At 59.4% G+C, this 21272-nt stretch carries 20 protein-coding genes; 8 read left to right on the top strand and 12 right to left on the bottom strand.

Translation table 11 applies throughout. The features are described from left to right. Positions 1-308: 308 nt before the first annotated feature. Positions 309-1043 (top strand): hypothetical protein, encoded by a 735-nt coding sequence (locus ACR0LW_RS09395; protein WP_480882418.1) that lies wholly within the window; start codon positions 309-311, stop codon positions 1041-1043. 24 nt (positions 1044-1067) lie between these two features. On the opposite strand, the gene ACR0LW_RS09390 is transcribed toward ACR0LW_RS09395, so the two are convergent. The 7 genes from ACR0LW_RS09390 to ACR0LW_RS09360 all read right to left on the bottom strand — a co-directional run bounded on the left by ACR0LW_RS09390 (position 1068) and on the right by ACR0LW_RS09360 (position 8005). Next, complete coding sequence (locus ACR0LW_RS09390; protein ID WP_480882417.1) at positions 1068-1745, bottom strand: GntR family transcriptional regulator; 678 nt, start codon at positions 1743-1745, stop codon at positions 1068-1070. A gap of 45 nt (positions 1746-1790) precedes the next feature. Beyond that, positions 1791-2816 (bottom strand): trans-3-hydroxy-L-proline dehydratase, encoded by a 1026-nt coding sequence (locus tag ACR0LW_RS09385; protein ID WP_480882416.1) that lies wholly within the window; start codon positions 2814-2816, stop codon positions 1791-1793. A 15-nt stretch (positions 2817-2831) separates the two neighbouring features. After that, the gene (locus tag ACR0LW_RS09380) at positions 2832-4082 is read right to left on the bottom strand and encodes an NAD(P)/FAD-dependent oxidoreductase (RefSeq protein ID WP_480882414.1); all 1251 of its coding nucleotides are present in this window, start codon (positions 4080-4082) and stop codon (positions 2832-2834) included. Positions 4083-4105: 23 nt separating this feature from the next. After that, positions 4106-5038, bottom strand: a complete 933-nt coding sequence (locus ACR0LW_RS09375) for a 4-hydroxyproline epimerase (RefSeq protein ID WP_480882412.1) — start codon at positions 5036-5038, stop codon at positions 4106-4108. After that, positions 5029-5988, bottom strand: coding sequence for a dihydrodipicolinate synthase family protein (locus ACR0LW_RS09370; protein ID WP_480882410.1), 960 nt, complete (start codon positions 5986-5988; stop codon positions 5029-5031). Before ACR0LW_RS09370 ends, ACR0LW_RS09375 begins: the two co-directional genes overlap by 10 nt. A 130-nt stretch (positions 5989-6118) precedes the next feature. Next, on the bottom strand, positions 6119-7237 hold the full coding sequence (locus ACR0LW_RS09365) for an acetoin utilization protein AcuC (RefSeq protein ID WP_480882408.1): 1119 nt from the start codon (positions 7235-7237) through the stop codon (positions 6119-6121). A gap of 69 nt (positions 7238-7306) precedes the next feature. Beyond that, positions 7307-8005 (bottom strand): GntR family transcriptional regulator, encoded by a 699-nt coding sequence (locus tag ACR0LW_RS09360; protein WP_170624190.1) that lies wholly within the window; start codon positions 8003-8005, stop codon positions 7307-7309. A gap of 138 nt (positions 8006-8143) precedes the next feature. On the opposite strand from ACR0LW_RS09360, the gene ACR0LW_RS09355 reads away from it, so the two are divergent. From ACR0LW_RS09355 to ACR0LW_RS09325, 7 genes are all read left to right on the top strand, one after another. Beyond that, on the top strand, positions 8144-9394 hold the full coding sequence (locus tag ACR0LW_RS09355) for an NAD(P)/FAD-dependent oxidoreductase (protein ID WP_170633477.1): 1251 nt from the start codon (positions 8144-8146) through the stop codon (positions 9392-9394). A gap of 56 nt (positions 9395-9450) precedes the next feature. Next, a complete protein-coding gene (locus tag ACR0LW_RS09350; protein WP_480882406.1) occupies positions 9451-10431 on the top strand; it encodes a TRAP transporter substrate-binding protein in 981 nt (326 codons plus the stop codon). A 105-nt stretch (positions 10432-10536) separates the two neighbouring features. Then, positions 10537-11064: a TRAP transporter small permease gene (locus tag ACR0LW_RS09345; protein WP_480882405.1), complete on the top strand. Its 528-nt coding sequence runs from the start codon at positions 10537-10539 to the stop codon at positions 11062-11064. Between the two features lie 5 nt (positions 11065-11069). Continuing rightward, positions 11070-12383, top strand: a complete 1314-nt coding sequence (locus ACR0LW_RS09340; RefSeq protein ID WP_170453255.1) for a TRAP transporter large permease subunit — start codon at positions 11070-11072, stop codon at positions 12381-12383. Between the two features lie 50 nt (positions 12384-12433). Next, positions 12434-12868, top strand: a complete 435-nt coding sequence (locus tag ACR0LW_RS09335; RefSeq protein ID WP_170633472.1) for a universal stress protein — start codon at positions 12434-12436, stop codon at positions 12866-12868. A 38-nt stretch (positions 12869-12906) separates the two neighbouring features. Then, positions 12907-14031: an enolase C-terminal domain-like protein gene (locus tag ACR0LW_RS09330; protein WP_170453253.1), complete on the top strand. Its 1125-nt coding sequence runs from the start codon at positions 12907-12909 to the stop codon at positions 14029-14031. 68 nt (positions 14032-14099) lie between these two features. Continuing rightward, complete coding sequence (locus ACR0LW_RS09325) at positions 14100-15833, top strand: thiamine pyrophosphate-binding protein (RefSeq protein WP_480882402.1); 1734 nt, start codon at positions 14100-14102, stop codon at positions 15831-15833. 85 nt (positions 15834-15918) lie between these two features. On the opposite strand, the gene ACR0LW_RS09320 is transcribed toward ACR0LW_RS09325, so the two are convergent. The 5 genes from ACR0LW_RS09320 to ACR0LW_RS09300 all read right to left on the bottom strand — a co-directional run bounded on the left by ACR0LW_RS09320 (position 15919) and on the right by ACR0LW_RS09300 (position 21188). After that, entirely contained in the window at positions 15919-16677 is a 759-nt protein-coding gene (locus tag ACR0LW_RS09320; protein ID WP_170624178.1) for an aspartate/glutamate racemase family protein, read from the bottom strand. A gap of 226 nt (positions 16678-16903) precedes the next feature. Next, positions 16904-18484, bottom strand: a complete 1581-nt coding sequence (locus ACR0LW_RS09315; protein ID WP_480882400.1) for a phage tail sheath family protein — start codon at positions 18482-18484, stop codon at positions 16904-16906. Between the two features lie 66 nt (positions 18485-18550). Beyond that, a complete protein-coding gene (locus ACR0LW_RS09310; RefSeq protein WP_480882399.1) occupies positions 18551-19021 on the bottom strand; it encodes a hypothetical protein in 471 nt (156 codons plus the stop codon). Further along, positions 19018-20427, bottom strand: a complete 1410-nt coding sequence (locus ACR0LW_RS09305; protein WP_480882397.1) for a hypothetical protein — start codon at positions 20425-20427, stop codon at positions 19018-19020. The genes ACR0LW_RS09310 and ACR0LW_RS09305 overlap by 4 nt, the downstream gene beginning before the upstream one ends. A 374-nt stretch (positions 20428-20801) precedes the next feature. After that, positions 20802-21188, bottom strand: coding sequence for a hypothetical protein (locus ACR0LW_RS09300; RefSeq protein ID WP_480882395.1), 387 nt, complete (start codon positions 21186-21188; stop codon positions 20802-20804). Positions 21189-21272: the final 84 nt, after the last annotated feature.

The raw sequence follows: 21272 nt of genomic DNA, 5'->3' as shown, positions 1-21272 counted from the left end.
TAAGCACTGCCGCGCCAATGGTACTTGGGCTTAAGCCCCGGGAGAGTAGGTCACCGCCAAACCTAGTAAAAGCCCATATCTCTCTTACGATCGAAAATCCCCTAACACCAGAATCTAATGCCAATGAAGGCTGTGTTGTTCCGGCGCACCCGCGCTTTCCAAGAAACGCACGGTTCCATATCGACGCGCATTGCATTCGACAAATCAGCTTTGTTCGCGGAATATTGCACGCATAACCGAAGCAAGCTGAAAGTCGCATTTTGAAGGTCGTGATCCATCAGGGGTTTCACAAAACAGGCACCAGAACCATGCAAACGATGTTGTTCAGGAACCGGTCCCTGTTGGAGGATCGACTGAACGTTCTAATCCCCCGCGATCTGAAGGAAGCCGGGTTTTCTGCGCGGCGCTATTCCCTTGTTCAAAAGGACCAAGTCCTCAGGAAATTCCGCCAAAGGGTTCGGCATGCCCTTGAGCCTTTCGACGGGCGGACAGACACACCTCTGCTTATCAGCAGCGAGGAGTTTGCCGGGATGATTCCGGGGCGCAAGGATGTGTGGACTTATTCTCAGACTCATGTCCTGGCAGAAACTCTGGTCGATGAAATCGACCAGGTTTCAGATGGTACTGCGCGTATCACCCTGTTCTTCACGACCAGAAACGCCAGCGACTGGGTGCGCAGTGTCTATTGGCAGAACATCCGCGCAGACAGGATTCAGCAAGACCTTGTGGAATATAGCGAGCGCCTGCGACAAGGTGCGGATCTTGACGGCGTGGTAAACCGGGTAGAGGAGGCCGTATCGCCCCGTGCGGACGTCGTGCGCCTCAACGTGTCCGGGCTTGATGATCGCCTGTTCCCCGTAACCAAGGCGCTGTCGATGCTGAATGTCAGGTCCGATGATCTGTTGCCCGTCAATAACCTGAATGTTCAGCCTGACGGAGCGGCAGAGTATTTTCTGGAACTGAACCGATCAACCATGACCGACGAAGACGTGGCGGCGGCAAAGCGCGCCTATCTGGACGGCTTGAAGGCCGCAAGGCGGTAATCCGCAAACCGTCTGTCTGAAAGGTCAGAGGGAACGCTTCCGCTTTAAAGCAATGAGTTCCAGAATTTGGTCCCTGGTTCGCTCAATATGGGTTTTCAACAGCTCACAAGCCGCGTCTACATCGCCGGACCGGGCCAAAGACAGAAGCTGGTGATGCTCTATTTTTGCGGGTTCCCTTTGCTTCATCACGCTCAGGTGCATGCGGACGTACCGGTCCGCTTGCGTGTTGATCCGATCGAGCATGTCACGCGTCAGTTGTCTGTCGGCACCTGCATAAAGGGCCGAGTGGTATTGGTGGTTCAGAATACCCCATTTGCCGACGTCATTCTGATCGAAGGAGGTGTCCATCCGGTCCAATATCTCGGCACAGCGCGCGAAATCCATTTGGGTCATATTTGGAATGGAGCGGCGGAACAGGTCCACTTCGATCAGGGTGCGCAGGTCGAATATCTCACCAATTTCCGTCAGCGAATGCTTGATGACAGATCCACCGCGATTGGTGGACCATTTCACCAACCCCTCGGCGTTCAGACGTTTCAGGGCCTCGCGGATGGGCATGCGTGAAACGTCGTATTCTTCGGCCAAAGCCTCTTGCCGGATGGTTTCGCCCTCGGCCAGTTCGCCGTTCAGAATGCGTTCCCGCAGGTCGTCCGTGATGATGTCCGGCAGGCTTTTCTTGGTGATTGCGCGGGTCCCCGGCATGTCAGGTCCTTTTTTGATTAGCGTTGGTGGCAATCGACAGCATCGTCACGCGCCCCACGTATCTGACAGTCGATAGCCACCTGGCCAAGGGTCATCGGGGTCGAGCATGTGTTGATGAACACCGGTGATCCAGCCGCGCCCGCTGATCTCGGGGAGAATTGCGTTGCGCCCTGCGACCTTGGTGGTGCCAAGAATTCTGCCGGTAAAGCGCGACCCGATGATGGATTGCGCGTCGAATGTCTGGCCCGGTTTCATCTGACCTTTCGCCAGCATCAGGGCCATGCGGGCCGAGACTGCCGTGCCTGTTGGGGACCGGTCGATCTTGCCCGGTTGGATGGCGACGGCGGATTTTCCCGCCAAACCGGTTTCCGTTTCGCTTAACGGGCCACAGAAGGCGCAAAAGGAAATATGTGTCCAATCCGGGTTGTCAGGATGGCTGAACCCAAGCTGTTCATTGGCTGCATTGGTGATACCGACGCCCAATTGGGCAAGCGCCTTGGCTTCGCTTTCGATGATCTCAAATCCAAGATCCTGTGCGTCAACGACGACAAAACTGTCACCGCCATAGGCTGTATCGACCGTTATCGTGCCAACCCCCGGAACATCCAGCGAAACCGCGATCTGATCGGCAAAGCTGGGCAGGTTCTGCACGAAGATGCGCTGTGCTTTCCCATCTCGGCATTCCGCCCGAACCTGCACCAGACCGCCCGGCGCTTCGAGCGTCAGGTAGGTTTCCGGTTCCTGTATCGGCAGGATGCCCGAATCCAGCAAAACCGTTGCCACGCAGATTGAGTTCGACCCGGACATGGGGGGCGTGTCCTCGGGCTCCATGATGATAAAAGCGGCGTCCGCGTCGGGGTGTTTGGGGGGCACCAGCAGGTTCACGTGACGAAACACTCCGCCACGCGGTTCGTTCAGGACAAAATTCCTGAGCGTCTGATCCTGCGCGATGAATGTGCGTTGGTCCCAAAGCGTATCTCCGGGCGGTGGCGCGACGCCGCCGACAATGACGTCGCCAACCTCACCCTCGGCATGGGCAGAGATCACATGGATCGTTTTTGTGCTGCGCATCAAGGGCCTCCGAGGTCAGAACCGCGTTGCAGAAAAGGGGGACAGGTCGATTGCGGGTTTGGCATCCATCACCAGATCCGCCACAAGCTCGGCCGTTCCGGCGGATTGGGTCAGCCCGAGATGGCCATGGCCAAATGCATAGTGAACCCGCGGGGCCTTGGGCGCGCGGTCGATGACCGGCAGGCTGTCTGGCAATGAGGGGCGGAACCCCATCCATTGCGTGCCGCCACTGATATCGAGGTCGGGCAGGAACTGGCCCGCTTTTGCCAACAGGGTGTCGGCCCGTTTGAAATTCGGTTTCAGGGACAATCCGCCAAGCTCGACCGCGCCGCCCACGCGCACGCCGCCATTTATGCGCGTCGCCACAAACCCATGGCCGCTGAAGGTCAGATGCGTGCGCAGATCGAACGCACCCTGTGGTAGGGTCGTGTTATACCCCCGCTCGGTTTCCAGGGGGATTATGTCCCCCAGCTGCCGGGCCAGAATATGAGACCACGCGCCAGCTGAAATCACCAGATGTCGGGCGTGAACTTGCCCCGACGGGGTTTCCAGAACAACCCGTTCCCCTTGCTGCGTTACCGATGACACGGGCTGCACATCAATTCGCCCGCCGCGTGCCTGAAATTGTGTGGCGAGATGTTCGGTCCAGGCTTTCGGGTCCCTTGTGTTCATCCAATGCGGCGTGAATCCGGCATGGGTGAAGTGGCGGCTCAGACCGGGTTGTATCTCGGCAATCGCCTCGGGGCTGTGGAGCAGATCGAAATCCACCCCATGATCGCGCCGCAGGGTCCAGGCGGATTGACTGGCGCGGAATTGCGCGACCCCTTCATAAAGTTGCAACTGACCGTCGCGCTGTATCATCGCTTCGCCATCGACCTCGGCGATTTGGCGTTCGGTCGCCAGGCGGCAGTGCTTCATCAGCGCCCCCTGCGCCGCGAGCGATGCGCGATAGCGATCCTTCCAGCTGGAGCGCCAAAAGCGCAGCATCCACAGTGCGATCTGCGGCGCATATGACGGGGGCACCGAAAGCGGCCCAAGGGGATCGAGCAGCCATTTCGGTGCCTCGCGCATGATGCCGGGCTTGGCCAGCGGCTCGATCTCGGCAAAGGCGAAGGCCCCGGCATTGCCTTGCGATGCGCCTGCGGCGACCCCTTCGCGGTCCAACACAAGAACATCGCGCCCGCGCCGTTGCAGTTCCAGCGCGATGCTGATGCCGATGATCCCGGCTCCGACGATGACAATGTCATTTGGGTCTTCAGGCGGCATTTGTGCTGTCCGTTTCAGGCGTGTCAGATCGGGATACCCAGTTTGAAAGGGTCATTCTCGGCGAAGACCAGCGTGCTGTCTGCCATGATATGCGCCTGCCCGGTCAGAGTGGGGATGACGCCGCCATTTGGGCCGGGCTGATAGGACAGGCGGTAGGGGCTGCCGATCACGCTGTGCTGCACAATCTCGGCGCCGGGGGCCAGCAGATCATCTGCTGCAAGACAGGCCAGACGCGCGGAACTGCCGGTGCCACAGGGCGAACGGTCATAGTTGTCATCCGGGCACAGAACGAAGTTCCGGCTGTGGACATCGGGCGTACCAGACGAGTCCTGAAAAATGACGTGGTCCACGGGCTCTCCGCCCTCACCGCCCACGGATTGCGCGATGCAGGCCTCGCGAATGGCGATCGTCATATCGGTCAGGGCGCGGATATTTTCGGGGGCGACTTGGATCGGGCTTGGATCGACGATGAAGAACCAATTGCCGCCATAGGCGACATCACCGGTGACTGGTCCGTATTGGGCGGTCTCCACGGTAACCGACTTATGCACCCTGCGGCTTTCGACATTGGTCACGCTCACGGTGTTCGCGTCGTGGAGGTCGATTGTAATGACGCCTGCAGGGGTCTCGATCTTGCTTGTGCCGGGTGTGATCCGGCCCAGATGGGCCAGAGTGACGCCCAGCCCTATGGTGCCGTGCCCGCACATGCCCAGCACGGCGTCGGCATCGAAATAGATGACGCCGGTGACGCAGTCGGGATTGACCGGCGGCACCAGAAGGGCCGCAACCATGCCGGGCTGTCCACGCGGTTCCAGCAAGACGGATTTGTAGAACGCCTCATGCTCGGTCGCCAGCCGCTGCGCGCGCTCGGCCAGCGGGCCGGTGCCCAGATCCGGCGCGTTGTCGAGGATCACTCGCGTGGGCATTCCGCCGGTATGGCTGTCGATCACATGCATTCAGCGATAACCCCGCCCTGTTTGGACCAATCGGCGAACCAGTTGCGGAACAGGTCATATTGCTGTTCGCAATAGTTTCGCTGTGCGTCCGTCAGCGCGTCGGTTTCATTGAAATGCAGGCGGTATTCCTCCTCGCCGTTTAACACCAACAGGTGCTTGTAATAGAGCACCAGATCGGTGCCCTCATCAAAGCTGGCCAGAACGCCAAACGCCTCTTCCAACTCACGCGCGCGCATCCGGGCTTCGGCATGACCTTCGGCGGCTTTCTGAGCCAGGGCCGCCAGCAGCAACGCCTCATTCGGCAGGGCAGTACCGATGCCGGTGATGGCCCCGGTGGCGCCGCAGTTGACGAAACCATGATAGACCTCGGTATCGACGCCCACCATCAGGGTCACCTGATCGTCTTGTGAGGTGATGTGCTCGGCGGCATAGCGTAGATCGTCCTTGCCTCCGAACTCTTTGAACCCGACGAGGTTGGGGTGTTCGGCGCGCAGGGCAAAGAACAGATCAGCCTTGGTGGCAAAACCGTAGACCGGGCTGTTGTAGATGATCGCGGGCACATCCGGCGCGGCGCTGAGGATCGCCTTGAAGTGGTTTTTCTGCGCAGCCATGGAGGATCCCCGCGACAGCACACGCGGGATCACCATCAGGCCAACGGCCCCCACTTTCTGCGCGTGGGCGGCGTGGGCAACCGCGGATTTCGAATTGATCGCGCCGGTGCCCACAACAACCGGGATACCGGCCGCAACCAGCCGTTCGACCCCTTCCATACGCTCGGCGTCAGTCAACAGGGGCCAATCGCCCATCGACCCGCAATAGACCACGGCGGACATGCCTGCCGAGATCATCTCTTTCCCCTTGCGTACAAGGGCGTCGTAATCGGGTGTCCGGTCCGCTGTGCAGGGGGTCATCAGGGCGGGCATGGTGCCCGAGAAGATGGATTTGGTCATCGCAGGGTATCTTTCAGTGGCGGTGGGTCAGTCGGATTCTCGGCATTCATACTGGATATTGGATCCAAAATCTAGGAATCTGTTGTTTTCCTGCGAAAGGCCCAAGGGATTTGGGCAAATGGCCGCCGACTTAAACCCAAGCCCGCAAACGGCTTGCCAGAAAATCGACCCTTTCTCGGACGGTATCCGAGATAACCCCGTTGCGCGGTGCGTCTTGCAGGGTCGTAAGCCATTCTGCCTTGGGGTCCTGCTTGCGTGTCCTGCCGCGAAAGCTGAGCTGACGCAGCACGGCCTGGGCTGCGTCAGGCAGGTGATCGGGTATGTCGTGCCCGGCCAGAATGCCCCATACACCTGTCCAAAGGCGGCCGACGGTCCACGGGTTGTAGCCGCCTCCGCCCAGCACCAACAGGCGTGGTGCCAGCCCGGTAAGGCCGCGCAGAACATCCCAATGGGCGTTGTTGGACAGCGACAGATGCGCCAGCGGGTCATCCTCGACCGCGTCCGCGCCGCATTGCAGGACGATTGCATCGGGGCGGAACGCGGCAACAGCAGGCAGGATCAACCGGGCGCGCACCAGTGCCATTTCGTCATCATGGAAGCCGCGCGGCACGGGAAGATTCAGGGCGTTGCCGCCTGCGTCATCCTCCAACTTGCCAGTCTTGGGCCACAGGTTCTGTTCATGGACCGAGATCATCAGGCAATCGGGATCGCCGCCAAAGCCGACCTCGACCCCATCGGGATGATGCGCATCGATATCGACATAGGCCAACCGCCGCACCCCATGCGCGCGCAGGCTGAGCATCGCAAGCACCGGATCGTTGAGATAGCAGAACCCATTGGCCCGATCCGGCATCCCGTGATGGGTTCCACGCGCCGGATTGTAGATCACGCCACCGTTTGCCAACAGTTCGCCAGCCAGGATCGAGCCTCCGGCGGCTGTGGCAGGACGGCGGAACATTTCGGTGAAAATCGGGTTCGAGATTGTCCCGATGTTGAACCGGGTCTTTTGATCCGGGGTGACGGCTTGCAGATGCTCGGCCTGTTGCAGGGCCTCGATATAGTCCGGGTCATGCCACGCCGTAAGCGCCCAGGGTTTAGCCCGGGGCGAGCGGATATACTGCGCGTCCGGCAACCAGCCCAGGGCACGCGACAGGTCCATGACGGTCGAGACCCGAGGGATCCTGAGCGGATGCCATGTGCCGTAAGTCGAGTGGCGATAGATTTCCGAGCCGATGAAACGCGCTGTCATGACGGCGTAGTTAGCGCGGCGGGTCTCCTCGAAAAGGCTATCGGGTTATCGCCACAACACCCCACGCGATCAGAAATCCGGCACGTAGAGTTGGGAATAGGCGACCCGCACCAGTTCGACGGTTTGTTCGCTGCGTCGCTCGATATGGCCGCGCAGGGCAGACACCGCCCGATCCACGTCGCGCGCCTTTACCGCATCCAGAATGATCCGATGCGCCGACATCGAGGTCTGGTCTGTCTCGGCGTTCTCGCGCCGGTCCCGCAGCAGCCGCAGGTTTACGATGCGGACATAGCGGATGCGCTCATTGACGTTGTGCAGCAGCTTCAGCAACTCTTGGTTGCCGGAAAGCGCTGCCAGCTTGATGTGGAACTCTTCATCCATGCGCAGAAGCTCATCCAGATCGTGGCAGACGGAATAGGATTTTTCGACCTCGTCCAGATAGGCAATGACCGCGTCGATCTGCTGATCCTCGGCCCCGCCGATGGTGCGCAGCAGCGCCTCGGTCTCAAGCGCACAGCGCAGTTGGTACAGTTCCAGCACTTTCTCTGGTGTCAGCGGGCGGCAGAAAAACCCCTTGCCCAGCGAAAAGGTCAGGAACCCTTCGGCCACCAGCCTGTTGAGCGCCTCGCGCAAGGGCGTCCGGCTGATGTCCAGCCGCTTGGTCAGCGACGTTTCGTTCAGCCGTTCACCGGGCTTGAACTCGAAGTTAACCGCCATCCGGCGCAGGGCCTGGTAGGCGCGTTCGACATTGCCTTCGGATTTGGACATGGATCTCCTGCCATTCGGTTGGACGTCTTTTACCAAAGACTGCCCCATAATAAACATTAGACTTCACAGAAATCTACAATTCTGTATACAGATCGGCATATCGCCTATTTCAAGCGATTCCCGGCAAGTTGAGGGCACATGACGACCAAGGAAGAACAGGTTGTAGTTGTTGGGGCGGGCATTGTTGGTGTCTCGACCGCGATCTGGCTGCGACGCAAAGGTGTTGAGGTCACGGTTGTTGATCGCAACCCGCCGGGTGATCCAAATGCGACATCTTATGGGAATGCCGGGGTTCTGGCTGCGTGTTCCGTGGCACCGGTGACCGCACCGGGGCTGATGCGCAAGGGCCCCAAGATGGCGCTGGACCCGAACTTTCCGCTGTTTCTACGCTGGTCCTATTTGCCCAAGCTGATGCCATGGCTGCTGAAATACATGTCGCATGCCAATGACAGCGACACCCGGCGGATCGCGGCTGGCCTGACACCATTGACCAGTGACTCGGTCGAACAGCATCAGGCGCTGACCAGTGACACCGGTGCGGCGGATTGGGTGCAGACCTCGGATTACAGCTTTGTCTATCCAACCCGTGCGGCGTTCGAGGCCGACAGCTATACCTGGGCGCTGCGCAAGGTGGCCGGGTTCGAGCCCGAGGTGCTGGAAGGCGGCGCGGTTCACGAGTTCGAGCCGAACCTGTCCAAGGATCTGAACCTGCTGGCCGTCATGCGCGACCATGGCTACAGCCGCGATCCCGGTGCCTATATCGCCGCGCTGGCGGCCGAGGCGGAAAAGCTGGGCGCTGTTTTCCGTCAGGCCGAAGTTGTCGATTTCGAACTGACCGATGGGTCCGTGTCGGCGGTCGTCACCGGGGACGGCACATTGCCCTGCAGCAAGGTGGTTCTGGCGACGGGCGTCTGGTCAAAACCTCTGGCCCGCAAACTGGGCCTGTCCGTACCGCTGGAGACCGAGCGCGGCTATCATATGGAATTCGTACTGCCGGAAAACGGCCCGTCGACCCCGCTGATGGTTACAACCGGCAAGTTTGTCGCGACCCCAATGGAAGGCAGGTTGCGCTGTGCCGGTATTGTCGAGTTTGGCGGGCTTGAGGCCGGACCATCCGAAGCCCCAATCGCCCTGTTGAAACGCAAGGTTCGGGAAAGCTTTCCGAACCTCACATTCGAAAGCGAAAAGACCTGGCTGGGCCACCGGCCCGCGTCGTCGGACAGCCTGCCGCTGATCGGTGAGATCGGCAAAACCGGCGTGCTGGCCGGGTTCGGACATCATCACATCGGCCTCACCGCCGGACCCAAGACCGGGCGGATACTTGCGGGGCTGATCACAAAAGACCGTACCAATATCGATCTGGGCGTGTACGATCCAATGCGGTTCTGAACCAAACTTCAACGACGCCCCCTGAAGGGGCACAAAAGTCAACAAGGGAGACAAACATGTCAAAAACACTTACCAAACTGGCTGCCAGCATTGGCGTGATCACGGCCTCTGCGGCGGCAGTGTCGGCGGAAACCTGGGACCTGCCGATGGCCTATTCGGCCACGAACTTCCATTCGGTAACCGGCGCGGTTTTTGCAGAATGCGTGACCCAAGGCACCAGTGGCGCGTTAACTATTCAGACCCATCCGGGCGGTTCGCTCTATGCCGGGGCCGAGATCAAGCGTGCGATCCAGACCGGTCAGGTCAACATTGGCGAGCGTCTGCTGTCTGGGCACCAGAACGAAAACGCGCTGTTTGGCTTTGACTCGGTACCCTTCCTGGCGACTTCTTTCGAGGCCTCGGAGAAGCTGTGGGAGTTCGCCAAAGAACCGCTGTCCGAGTTGCTGGCAGAACAGAACCTACACCTGCTGTATTCGGTACCGTGGCCGGGGCAGGGCCTGTATTTCGACCGTGAGGTCAACACTCTGGCAGATGCGGAAGGTCTGAAGTTCCGCGCCTATAACTCGGCTTCGGCCCGTATGGCGGAATTGGCCGGTATGCTGCCGGTGCAGATCGAAGCGGCTGAAATCAGCCAGGCCTTTGCCACCGGCGTGGCGCAGGGCATGGTGTCGTCGGGCTCGACCGGCTATGACCGCAAGGTCTGGGAAAGCCTGTCGCATTACTATGGCGTCGATGCCTGGATGCCGCGCAACTACATGCTGGTCAATCTGGACGCGTGGAACGGTCTGGACGATGCCACCAAGGCCGTCATGAACGGCTGTGCTGTGGCCGCCGAATACGCGGGCGACTGGCGTTCGATCCAGTATACCGAGTTCACCGTGAACGAGCTGGCCAAAAACGGCATGACCACCGGCCCCGCAAGCGAAGCGCTGGCCGCTGAACTGCGCGCGATCGGTGAGACCATGACCGCCGAGTGGCTGGAAGCTGCAGGCGAAGCCGGGCAGAAGATCGTCGACGATTTCAACGCCGCGCAATAAGCCCGGCCTTGCTTCTTTCCCCGGCGGTCCTGATCGCCGGGGGTTTCTTATGACCGGCATGGCCAAACACGACACGGGCCTGTCAGCCAAACGGGGGGACCTACCATGGTGATCTTCTCAACCTTGCGCAGCGTTCTGGATGCGATTTATCGCTTTGCAGGCTATCTTGCTGCGTGCTTTCTGATCATGATCCTTGTCTTCGTGACCCTGCAGATGGTGTCTCGTTGGGGTGGAGAAATCATCACCGGCGCACCGGACTTTACCGGCTATTGCATGGCGGCGGCCTCGTTCCTTGCACTGCCTTATGCGCTGAATGGCGGTGCCCATATCCGCGTCAGCCTGTTGCTGAATGCGCTGGGCCGGTTCCGCAAGCTGGGCGAGATCTGGTGCTGGGCCATTGCCAGCTATCTGACCTTTCTGTTTGCGCGTTACGCGATCAAGCTGACCTACGAAAGCTACCGCTTCAATGACATCAGCCAGGGGCAGGACGCCTGGCCCATCTGGATTCCGCAGATGTCCATGGTCATTGGAACCGTTCTGCTGGCGATCTGCGCAATCGACAACCTGATCACCATCCTCGTGACCGGGGAAGACAACATGCGATCCTCTGCGGTCGACGCACACGCGGAGTAAGCCTGATGGAAGAAGTCTATCTCGTTACCATTTTCCTGTTCGCCCTGTTCCTGTTGCTGGGAACCGGGGTCTGGGTGGCGCTGGCGCTGTTTGGCGTGGCCTATCTGGGGCTTGAAATGTTCACCTCGCGCCCGGCTGGCGATGCGATGCTGACGCGGATCTGGACCGGCTCGTCCAGCTGGACCCTGACCGCGCTGCCGCTGTTCATCTGGATGGGTGAAATCCTGTTCCGAAGTCGATTGTCGCAGGACATGTTCCGCGGCCTCAGCCCCTGGATGCAGCGGATGCCGGGCGGTCTGGTCCATGTGAACATCGTCGGCTGCACCATCTTCGCCGCCGTGTCGGGGTCGTCCGCTGCGACGCTGACCACAGTTGGTAAAATGTCGATCCCGGAACTGCGCAAGCGCGGCTATCCCGAATACATGATCATCGGCACGCTGACCGGTGCGGCCACGCTGGGCCTGATGATCCCGCCCTCGCTGACGCTGATCGTTTATGGCGTGGCGGTCGAGCAGTCGATCTCGAAGCTGTTCATGGCGGGTATCCTGCCGGGCATCGTTCTGGCCGGTCTGTTCATGGCCTATGTCGCCGGCTGGTCCTTTGTGCGCCGGTCCGAAGTGCCCGAGATTGCCGACCGCATGACATTTGGGCAGAAGCTGAATGAAAGCCGGTTCCTGATCCCGATCATCCTGCTGATCCTGGTGGTCATCGGGTCGATGTATGGCGGTTTTGCCACCGCGACCGAGGCTGCGGCCATCGGTGTGCTAGGCGCATTTGCACTGGCCGCGATGCAGGGATCCCTGACCAAACAGGCCTTTATCGAAAGCCTACTGGGGGCCACGCGCACCTCGGCCATGATTGCCTTCATCCTGATGGGCGCCATCGCCCTGACGCTGGCCATGGGGTTCACCGGCCTGCCGCGCGCCCTGGCCGAGTTCATCGAAGGGCTTGAGTTGTCGCGGTTCTCACTGCTGATCGCCCTGATGCTGTTCTACATCGTGTTGGGCATGTTCCTGGACGGTATCTCTTCGGTGGTGCTGACCATGGCGATTGTGCAACCGATGGTCGAAGGCGCGGGTATCGATCTGATCTGGTTCGGCATCTTCATCGTGATTGTCGTCGAAATGGCGCAGATCACGCCGCCGATTGGCTTCAACCTGTTCGTGATGCAGGGGATCACCCGGCACGAGATGGGCTATATCGCCAAGACCGCGTTGCCGCTGTTCCTGATCATGGTCGTGATGGTCTTCATCATGATCGGCTTCCCGGAACTGGCGACCTATCTGCCGGACAGCATGGTGAGTTCAGCGGGCCGATAACCGGCCCGCCTCCCCCGATTTACCGATAGCCACCCAAGAGGTGCCAAACCATGACGAAACCGAAAATTCTGGCTGCCGTGGACCTTGTCCACAAGGACAGCGACGCCGCAGTGATCCACGAGGCGATCCTGCTGGCCAAGGCCCACGATCATGAGGTCGAGGTTGTTTTCGTGATCCCGGATCAGGAAAACTCTTACGCGCAGAACTATATCCCGGCGGATATGCATCAACAGGTTGTCGATGACGCCGTGCTCGATCTTCAGGCCTATGCCGCCGGTTTTGACTGGCAGGGCGTGGTCCATGACAGTCAGGTGCTGCGCGGCGTTGTCTATGAAAAACTGATCGAACACGCCGACACGCTGTCCGCCGGTTTTGTGGTGATCGGTGCCAGTAAACCGTCGGTCACTGACCTGCTGATTGGCCCCAACGCGGCCCGCGTCGCCCGCTATGCCGGATGCAGCGTGATGGTCGTGCGCCCGCGCTAAGACACGAATAACCCAAAAACTCTCACACGGAGACGACCGTGAGCGATCACAAAATCGAAGCCCTGCGGGTTCACCGCATTCTGATCCCTGCCAAGGCCGTGCATTCCCACGGCTCGGGCGATGTTGCGGGTATCAACGTGGCCATACTGGAACTTGTCACGGACACCGGGATCACCGGATGGGGTGAGGCCTCGCCCTGGCCCGTGTTTACCGGCACAGCCGAAGGCAACGCCGCCGCGCTGCACGTGCATCTGCGCCCGCATCTGATCGGTCAGGACCCGGTGCAGGTCGAGAAACACATGAACATGGCCGAAAAGGTGCTGGTCGGCCACCCCGAGGCCAAGGCGGCGCTGGAAATGGCGCTGCTGGACATCACCGGCCAGATCACCGGCCTGTCCGTTTGCGAACTGGTCGGCGGCAAGATGCGCGACAGTATGGGGATGAGCTTTTCGGTCGCCAACCCGGATTTCGACGCCGATCTGGATGACATTGCCGCCATGTGGGACGACGGCGTGCGCATCTTCAAGTTCAAGACCGGCTTTGCCGATCACAAGTTCGATGTAATGCGTGTCGAGAAACTTCGCGAGATTTACGGCGATGAAGTCGATATCCGCATCGACTATAATCAGGGTCTGCTGGCCTATGACGCGGTACGTTGCATCCGCGACCTCGAAGCCTTCCGCCCGACCTTTGTCGAACAGCCCGTCAAGATGCACGAGCGTGAGGCGCTGGCCCATATCACCCATGCCATCGATACGCCGATCATGGCGGATGAAAGCGTGTTTGATCCCAAAGGTGCGCTCTATGGTGCGCAGAACCGGATTGCCGATATTTTCTCGCTGAAGATCATGAAATCGGGCGGTATTCGCCGCGCGCTTGAGGTTGCGGCGATTGCCCGTGCGGCGGGAATCGAGATCTATGGCGGCTGCATGTTCGAAACCGGTCTGGCCCACGCTGCCGGTGCGCATCTGATGGCGGCTGTGCCTGATCTGGTGCTGCAATGCGAGTTTTACATGGCCACCTACTATGCCGCTGACGACATCCTGACCCAGCCATTCCCCGTCAAGCACGGGCGCGTTCACGTGCCGGACGGGCCGGGGCTGGGCGTTGCGGTCGATCCTGACAAACTGGCGAAATACGCCGTCGCCGAAACACTGACGTAACTAAAAAACTGCGGATTTATTGTATACAGTCCTGTGCGCAAAAATCCGGCTGAGAAAGGTTCAAACCAATGACCGATGCTGACACCCAGCGCATGAACGGCGCTCAGATCATTCTCAAGATGCTCGAACTGCACGGTGTAAGCCACGTATTCGGCCTGCCCGGGGAAACCACAATCGGGTGGTACAAAGAGTGGCGCGAACACTCGAATATCGAGTTTGTGCTGACCCGCGACGAACGTACCGCATCCTACGCGGCTGAATCCTATGCCAAGATCACCGGACGCCCTTGCGTGCTGGAAGCGCCAAGCCCCGGTGTGACCCACTGCACGCCGGGTATTACCGAGGCGTATCTGAGCTCGGTTCCCGTGATCTATTTCAGCTCGGACATCCCGATCAATCAGGACAAAAAGCACGGGCTGACCGGGGTCGATCAGACCAAGCTGTATGACAGCATCTGCAAGGAAAGCTTTGTTCTGACCAATGCCAGGGAAATCCCGTTCCTGATGCGCCGGGCCTTCCGCGTGGCGACCTCGGGCCGTCCGGCGCCGGTGCATATCCGCGTTCCGATCAACATCTTTGGGGAAGAGGCTGAGATCAACGATCTTTATGCCGAACCCGAATACAGCACCTATCCGGCGCATCGCCCCGTGGCCGATCACTCGAAAATCCGGGCGGCGATCGATGTGCTGCTGGCTGCCGAGAAACCGGCGATTGTCGTGGGGCAGGGCGGGCTGATTTCAAAGGCGTCCGAGGCGATCCTGGAACTGGCTGAACTGCTGCAAATCCCGGTCGGGACCACCACGCCGGGCAAGGGTACCATCCCCGAGGATCACCCGCTTGCCCTGCGCGTGATCGGCGGGCGTGGCGGCATGGAGTATTCCAACCAATATGTGCACGACGCCGATACGATCTTCTTCATCGGCTCGAACACCGACAGCGCCGCGACCGATCACTGGAAGCTGTATGGCGATCCCAAGACCAAGACCTTCCTGCATCTGGATATTGCCGAGGCGCATGTCGGCAACAACTTCCCCGTCAAAGTCGGTCTGGTCGGAGATGCGCGCGCGACGCTGGAATACATGAATGTGCTCATCAAAGCCGATCATCCCAACCTGAACCGCCCGAAGATCGATCTGAACCCGATCAAGAAGACGGCGTTGGACAAGGTATTCAACTCGAACATTCCGATGCCCGAGGGCGCGATTTCGCCGGTCAAGCTGTCTCAGGTACTGGACCGGATCATGCCGGACAATGCTGTGGTCACGTCCGAGCCGGGCGTCAGCGCGATCTACCCCTCGGCCCTTCTGACCTTCCGCAAGCCGGGGCGGCGCTATATCACCAACTATTCCATGGGCGCGCTGGGCTATTCGGTGCCTGCGGGGCTGGGCGCGATCTATGCCAATGACGGGCCGGTTATTTCGTTCACCGGCGACGGGTCGTTTGGTTTTGTCATCGGTGATATGGAGACGCTGAAACGCAGCGGCAAGAACATCACCGTTATCCTGACCCGCAACGATACCTTCGGCTGGATCCGGGGCGAGGCCATTCTGCTGGACGACGTGGACGAACCGTGGTCAACGGATTTTGGCCGCGTCGACTATTGCAAAGTGGCCGAAGGCTTTGGCTTCAAGACCGCCCGGATCAAATCCGAAGACGATATCGAGCCGATCCTGTCCGAGGCCATCGCCAACCCCGGCGCAAACTTCATCGAGATGATGGTTCCGTCGCAGGACAAGATCGTTCCGTTTGTCCCCAACTGGGTGCGCGCGGCGCGGGCAAAGAACCTGCCGCATTTCTATTGATCCCATCGGTCGGGCGCTCGCGCCCGATCCTTTCAACACAGACCCCGGCTTTGCTCCAGGCCGGGGGGTCTTTTGTGACTATAGATCAGGACTGACCTGCCAGCCCGAGCAGCGGATCGTCCAGATCGACCGGAAAGCGATCCGGCACCAGTGCCTGATGGAACCACCGAACGAAGCTGTAGATTGAAAACACGGGCAGGCCGGTCAGTTTGCGCACATCCGCCGCATAGGGCGTCATGTTGGTGCATTCCAGAATGATCGCGCCGATATCCTGATGCTCGGTCACCAATTGCCGCGCAGCATCGCGCATATCCTCGCGGCAGGCGGCAAAATCGATCTCGGGCGCGTCGCCCAGAATGTCGCGGGTAAAGACCCGACCGCCCTCGGTTCCGACAATTGGCGTATCCAGCGGGACATTCGCGGCCTGAAGATGCGCGGGTGTCAGAGTTTCCTTCGAGATCGTCAAGATCCCCGGACGTTTACCGGGCGGCAACATGGCCTGCACCATCGGGGTTTGCATCAGCGATGAGGTGGCGACGGGAACTGGCACCGCCTCGGCCAGTTGATCCTGCACGATGGACAGGAAACCGCAATTGGTGGTGATGCCGTCACAGCCGGTGGCAACCAGCTCTTTCGCGGCATCGATAAACAGCCCGACCAGTTCGCGGGCGTCATTGCGGACAACCTTGTCCGGCGTTGCGCTGCGGACGACGCGGTATTGCACGGGAAAAGGCCATGTGGTCGCGTTGCCGATATCGCCCGGAATGCGCGGAAACTGAGTTTCCAGCATCAGGATGCCCAGATTGGCCCCGAACACCGTTTTACCGCCATGCAATTTGTGCATTTTCGCCTCGTCATATGTCGAACACAGTTGAACACCGTTCTGTATACAGCCTGCCGTTAAGTCAACCATGAATGGTTTGCTTGCCATGTGTCGAGACACGCGTCGCCGAGAACCCCGCGTTTGAACGTCATGTTGACGGATATCCCCGCTTTGCTGGTTTCTTCGAACACCACTTGAAACTTGAATTCCGGCCTTGGGTTTTGCTGCCGACTGGCCAGCGCAACGCTTAATCAAGCGCGTCACTGGTTTTCAGCGATATACGGATGATCACGAACTCAGCCGGGCGCAGTGCAGCCACTCCGATCAGCATCACCAACCGACCGTTTGCAATATCCGCCTCGGTCATCGTGTCCCGTCCAACGGATACGAAATACGCCTCGGATTCCTTTGCGCCCGCCAAAGCCCCCGCGCGCCATTGGGTGCTTAGGAAATTTCCCACCGCCTGCGCGACACTGGACCAGAGCTTTTCGTCATTCGGCTCGAACACAACCCATTGGAGCGAGCGGGAAATGGATGCTTCAAGAAAGATAAAGAACCGGCGGACAGGCACGTATTTCCACTCCGGGCCCGACGACAGCGTACGTGCGCCCCAGACGCAAATCCCGCGCCCGGGAAACTGACGAATGCAATTGACGCTGGCCTGGTTCAGAACGTCCTGTTGGTTTGCGTTCAGATTGAACTCGACATCCACGGCCCCTTTGATCGCCACACCCGCCGGTGCTTTCCAGACGCCGCGTGCCGAGTCCACGCGCGCGTAAACGCCACAGACGGCCCCGCCCGGAGGGACAAGAACCTTGTCGCCCGTCTTCGGGTGTGCCGCAACAATCCAGGGGTAGTAGATCGCTGCATAGTCAGACGCGCGCCGATTGCGCGGAGACAGCGCGTCGGACCGCAAATCTTTCACGCCGCGCGGCGTATCGAGCACTGCAAACCGAAAACGATTGCGTTCGCAATGTGCGATGACTTCATCCTGTATCGCAATCTCGGGCAGCGTGTCGTTTCCAATACCCGGCGCATGGACAATCGCGACAGACGGATATGCATCACGCTCCAGCGCCGCGAGGCCGCGATAGTTGGCCGGGTCTGTGATCACCGCCCCTGCCGCGTCGGTCCTGCCTGCGAACTGGGCGGCGGTAGGTCTTTTACCCTCCTGCCCCCCTTTCAAAGCGCCGCTAAACACCAGACCGGCGGGTATGTCGGCCTGATCGGTCAGATCGAGCGTGATCAGCGCAGATGGGTTTTCCGAGAGTTTCTTGCGCCAGAAATCATCGCTGTTCGTATCCAGCGACAGGTCATCGAAGTCCTCGACCAGAACGGGCCGGGGTTTGCGTTTGGAGTCGTCGAAAGGATCGAATAGATCGCCGGAAAACCCGTGTCCGAAATATGCGACCTGCAACCGAAAACCGATGGGCACTGGCCCGTCTGCACCACGCTTCTGTGCGCTCGACGGCAGGATGCGGACCCAGATGGCGTTGCCGAATTGACCGGGGCCGCTTGCGCTCAGACGGTATCCGGCCGCGTCGATATGGGCCGTTTCAGCGCCATCTCCGACGACCCGGCAGACAACGCAACGCTGCCCGCCATTGTCGAAAAACGCCTTGACGCTGAATGGTACAAAGCGGTCTTCGGCGAACACATCGCCAAACACACGCAGGTATTCCCGGTACGACGTGATCAGGGACGGCCTGAGCGGTCCGCGTTCGGTTTCACCGATCATGGCCGTGGTACTGGTTTCAACACCTTCGACGGGCCTTGGGCCTCGGCTGACTTCTTCAACGAAAACACCGGGGGCAAGATTTTCTGGCATGACAGAGATCCAATCGGTTCGCGGGGTTCTGACGGCGGCGTTTTCCGGCACCGCCGGTCCGGGGCATCAGTGGGACGAAAACTTCCAGTTGCCTTGCAAGGATTTGCGGGCAACGCCGCTGTGTTCAAGCGCGGTCAGGGCTTTGTCCAGATCCGCGTGTGAGCATCCCAGAATGGTTTGCAGTGTTTTGGCAGACAACCCCTCGCGCCGGTTTGTTGTGGCCTCAAACAGCAATGCAAGCGTGCGTTCCCGAAGCGTCAGTTCGGCCTTTACCGGTTTCTCGCCGCGCAAGGATTTTGCCCATTTTGCGGCCTTGTTGGCCAGCCCGATCATGTCGGCAATGCTTTTGGCGGCACCGCTGATGGTCCCGACGGCGACACAAAACGCAAGGATCGCGGCCAGATCCGGCGTGAGCCCGCCCAGAAAGTTCTCTTCTTCATTGGGGCGGTCAGGATCAAGCAAGGCCCTGACATCGTCCAGATCTCCGCCCTGATCCGCTTGGGCAATTGCGGATACAAGTGTTGGATCGTAACTCATACGCGGTCCTCCGAGATGAATTTCAGGTCAAGCGCGCCAAACTGCTGCGCGAGGTCAAGAAAGACCGGCTGCCCGTTCAGGTGGCTGGCCGTGTGAAAGGCGGTCCATTTCCCTTCGATTTCGTGCAGGTTGTTGGTCAATCGCTGGGCGCCGCCAACCTGCTTGAATTCATCATAGAGGCACCCGGACAAAACGGTTCGCAAAAGCTTGTCCCGGAAGGTTTCAAACGCCTCGGGTGTGACCAGCAGATAGGTGCGCAGGGCCCTTAGCGATTGATGCATATCGGCGGACCAAAGGTTTTGATAGGCGCGCACGGACCGCCCCAAAGCCGGGCTGCGATAGTCGGGAACAACCCGCGCCATGATGTGATTGATGAAGAAAAGCATGATATCGCAACGGGTCAGCCCATCCGGATGGCTGGCCGTTTCGGGGTTGGTCCCGGGTCCAAGTCCCATCGCCTCGGATTGAACTTGTTGCATCGACCAAAGGCCAAAGAAAGTCAGGTTCCAGCCCAGAAATGAATCGCAGATAGCCTCGATGGCGATCCGAGGCTGACCGTTATAGACCTCAAGCAGACATGCGAAATGCCCGAAAACGCTGAAGCAATCGGCGGTGATTTCCGGGTTCCAGCGCGCCAGTTCCGGGGGCAGGATCAAACGCGCGTGCGCGTCCACCGGCTGCGTTCTTTCAGTGGGTGGTGCCCCAATTGCTGCTGACGCCGCACCAATTCTTTGGCCTTGATCCGCACCGGGAATGTCGACGGATTGATAGACCACCTGCGCAAAACCCTTTGGCAATTGGTCGAACAGCACATGGCCGACCTCGTGCAGAAGGATCAGATTGGCGACGCTGCCCACCAGGTCCTCAAAAACGCGCTGGTCCATCGCCCGGGCCTCATGAGCAAGCTGCATCAGGACCGGGTCAAACACACGGTTCTTCGATAGAACGACCGACAGGATCAGCCATGTCGCCAGTTGCCTGAGCTGCGGGTTACCCCCGGAAACACCAAGCAGAAATTGGGTCAGAGTCAGGGTCATAGCCGTGCGAAAATCAATCTTCACCGCATGGCAGCCATTGCGTTCAAGCACGGAAAACCCATTGCGCGCCTCGCCCACAAAAACAAAAATTTCAGGCAGTTCGATGCTTTGGCCATAGAGTTTGTGCATAACCTCGGGCAGGCGCTCCCGCAGGCGTTGTAATGCCAAAGCCGAGCCGTTCTGATACGCAATCAGGTAGTCGCATTCACACGCATGAACGGTCGCCCGGCCGGTCGGGAATGGCGACATATGGCTGTGCTCGGCCCGGTTTTGACCGAGATTGGCCGTGATCCGCGCAAGGTAATGCGCATGTGCCTCTGGGATCGGGCCGATATCATCCAGAATGACGTCAACGTTCGGAAGTCGCATAACGTTCTCCCTTCTCGCGACCCTTTCGCGCTGCGAAGCGTTGAGGGTTAAGTCGATTGGTCGAAGCTTGGTGCCATGCTTCCCTAAATGACGATCGAACGCGACCCCTGTCAACGTTTCAGGTGTTTTTGGATATTGGGTAAGGTCGTACTACAGGCGGTTCAGCCAAACCAAGGCAATGGGCATGATATAATGGCGGTGCTGGGAGACCAATGCGAACCAGTCTCTACTAAAATGGCGGCACACGGGAACACCCTGCGAACTCCGGGCGATTTTCTAACTTTTTGAATTTTTTCGGTTTTGATGGAGCGAAGCGACTTCGAACTGAACGTCGCTCTACTCAGGAGTGCCGCGCACCTGGCGCGAAACGCTGCCTACTCGTTTTCACCAGCCCCTGACTCGGAATTTCCGAGAAGGCTGTCCAAAACATCAAGCAACTGAAGAAGGGTCTCGCGGGTTTCGTGAAGTCCCGCCTCGATCTTCAACTCACCTCGCCCGGCCAGCGAAAGTACGGCTGCCAACACCTCGTTCGAATTCCGCATGAGCTCGACCAGGTGCTCTCCGGCCGGACCGTGGGAGCCGGCAAGCCAGTTCTTGGCCGTTCGCTCCGAGACTCCCGTCCAGCGCATCACGATCTTGATCGCCCGATGAGATCCGCCGAGCTCTCGCTTCAACGCGGCTGCAATGGCCATTTGGTATTTTAATCGATCGACCTTCCGTTCGTCTTCATCTGGAAAAGTCTTGCCCATCTTAGGAAACATTTTTCCGAACCTCCGCGTCTATGCTTCGGCCCCATGGAATCACAGGCATTCCCACCAATTTGGCGAAGGCAAAAGATGAAGGGC

The organism is Ruegeria sp. N4 (assembly GCF_056531425.1).
Note: the sequence above shows the minus strand (reverse complement) of the source record. Positions and strands in the feature narration are given on the sequence as shown.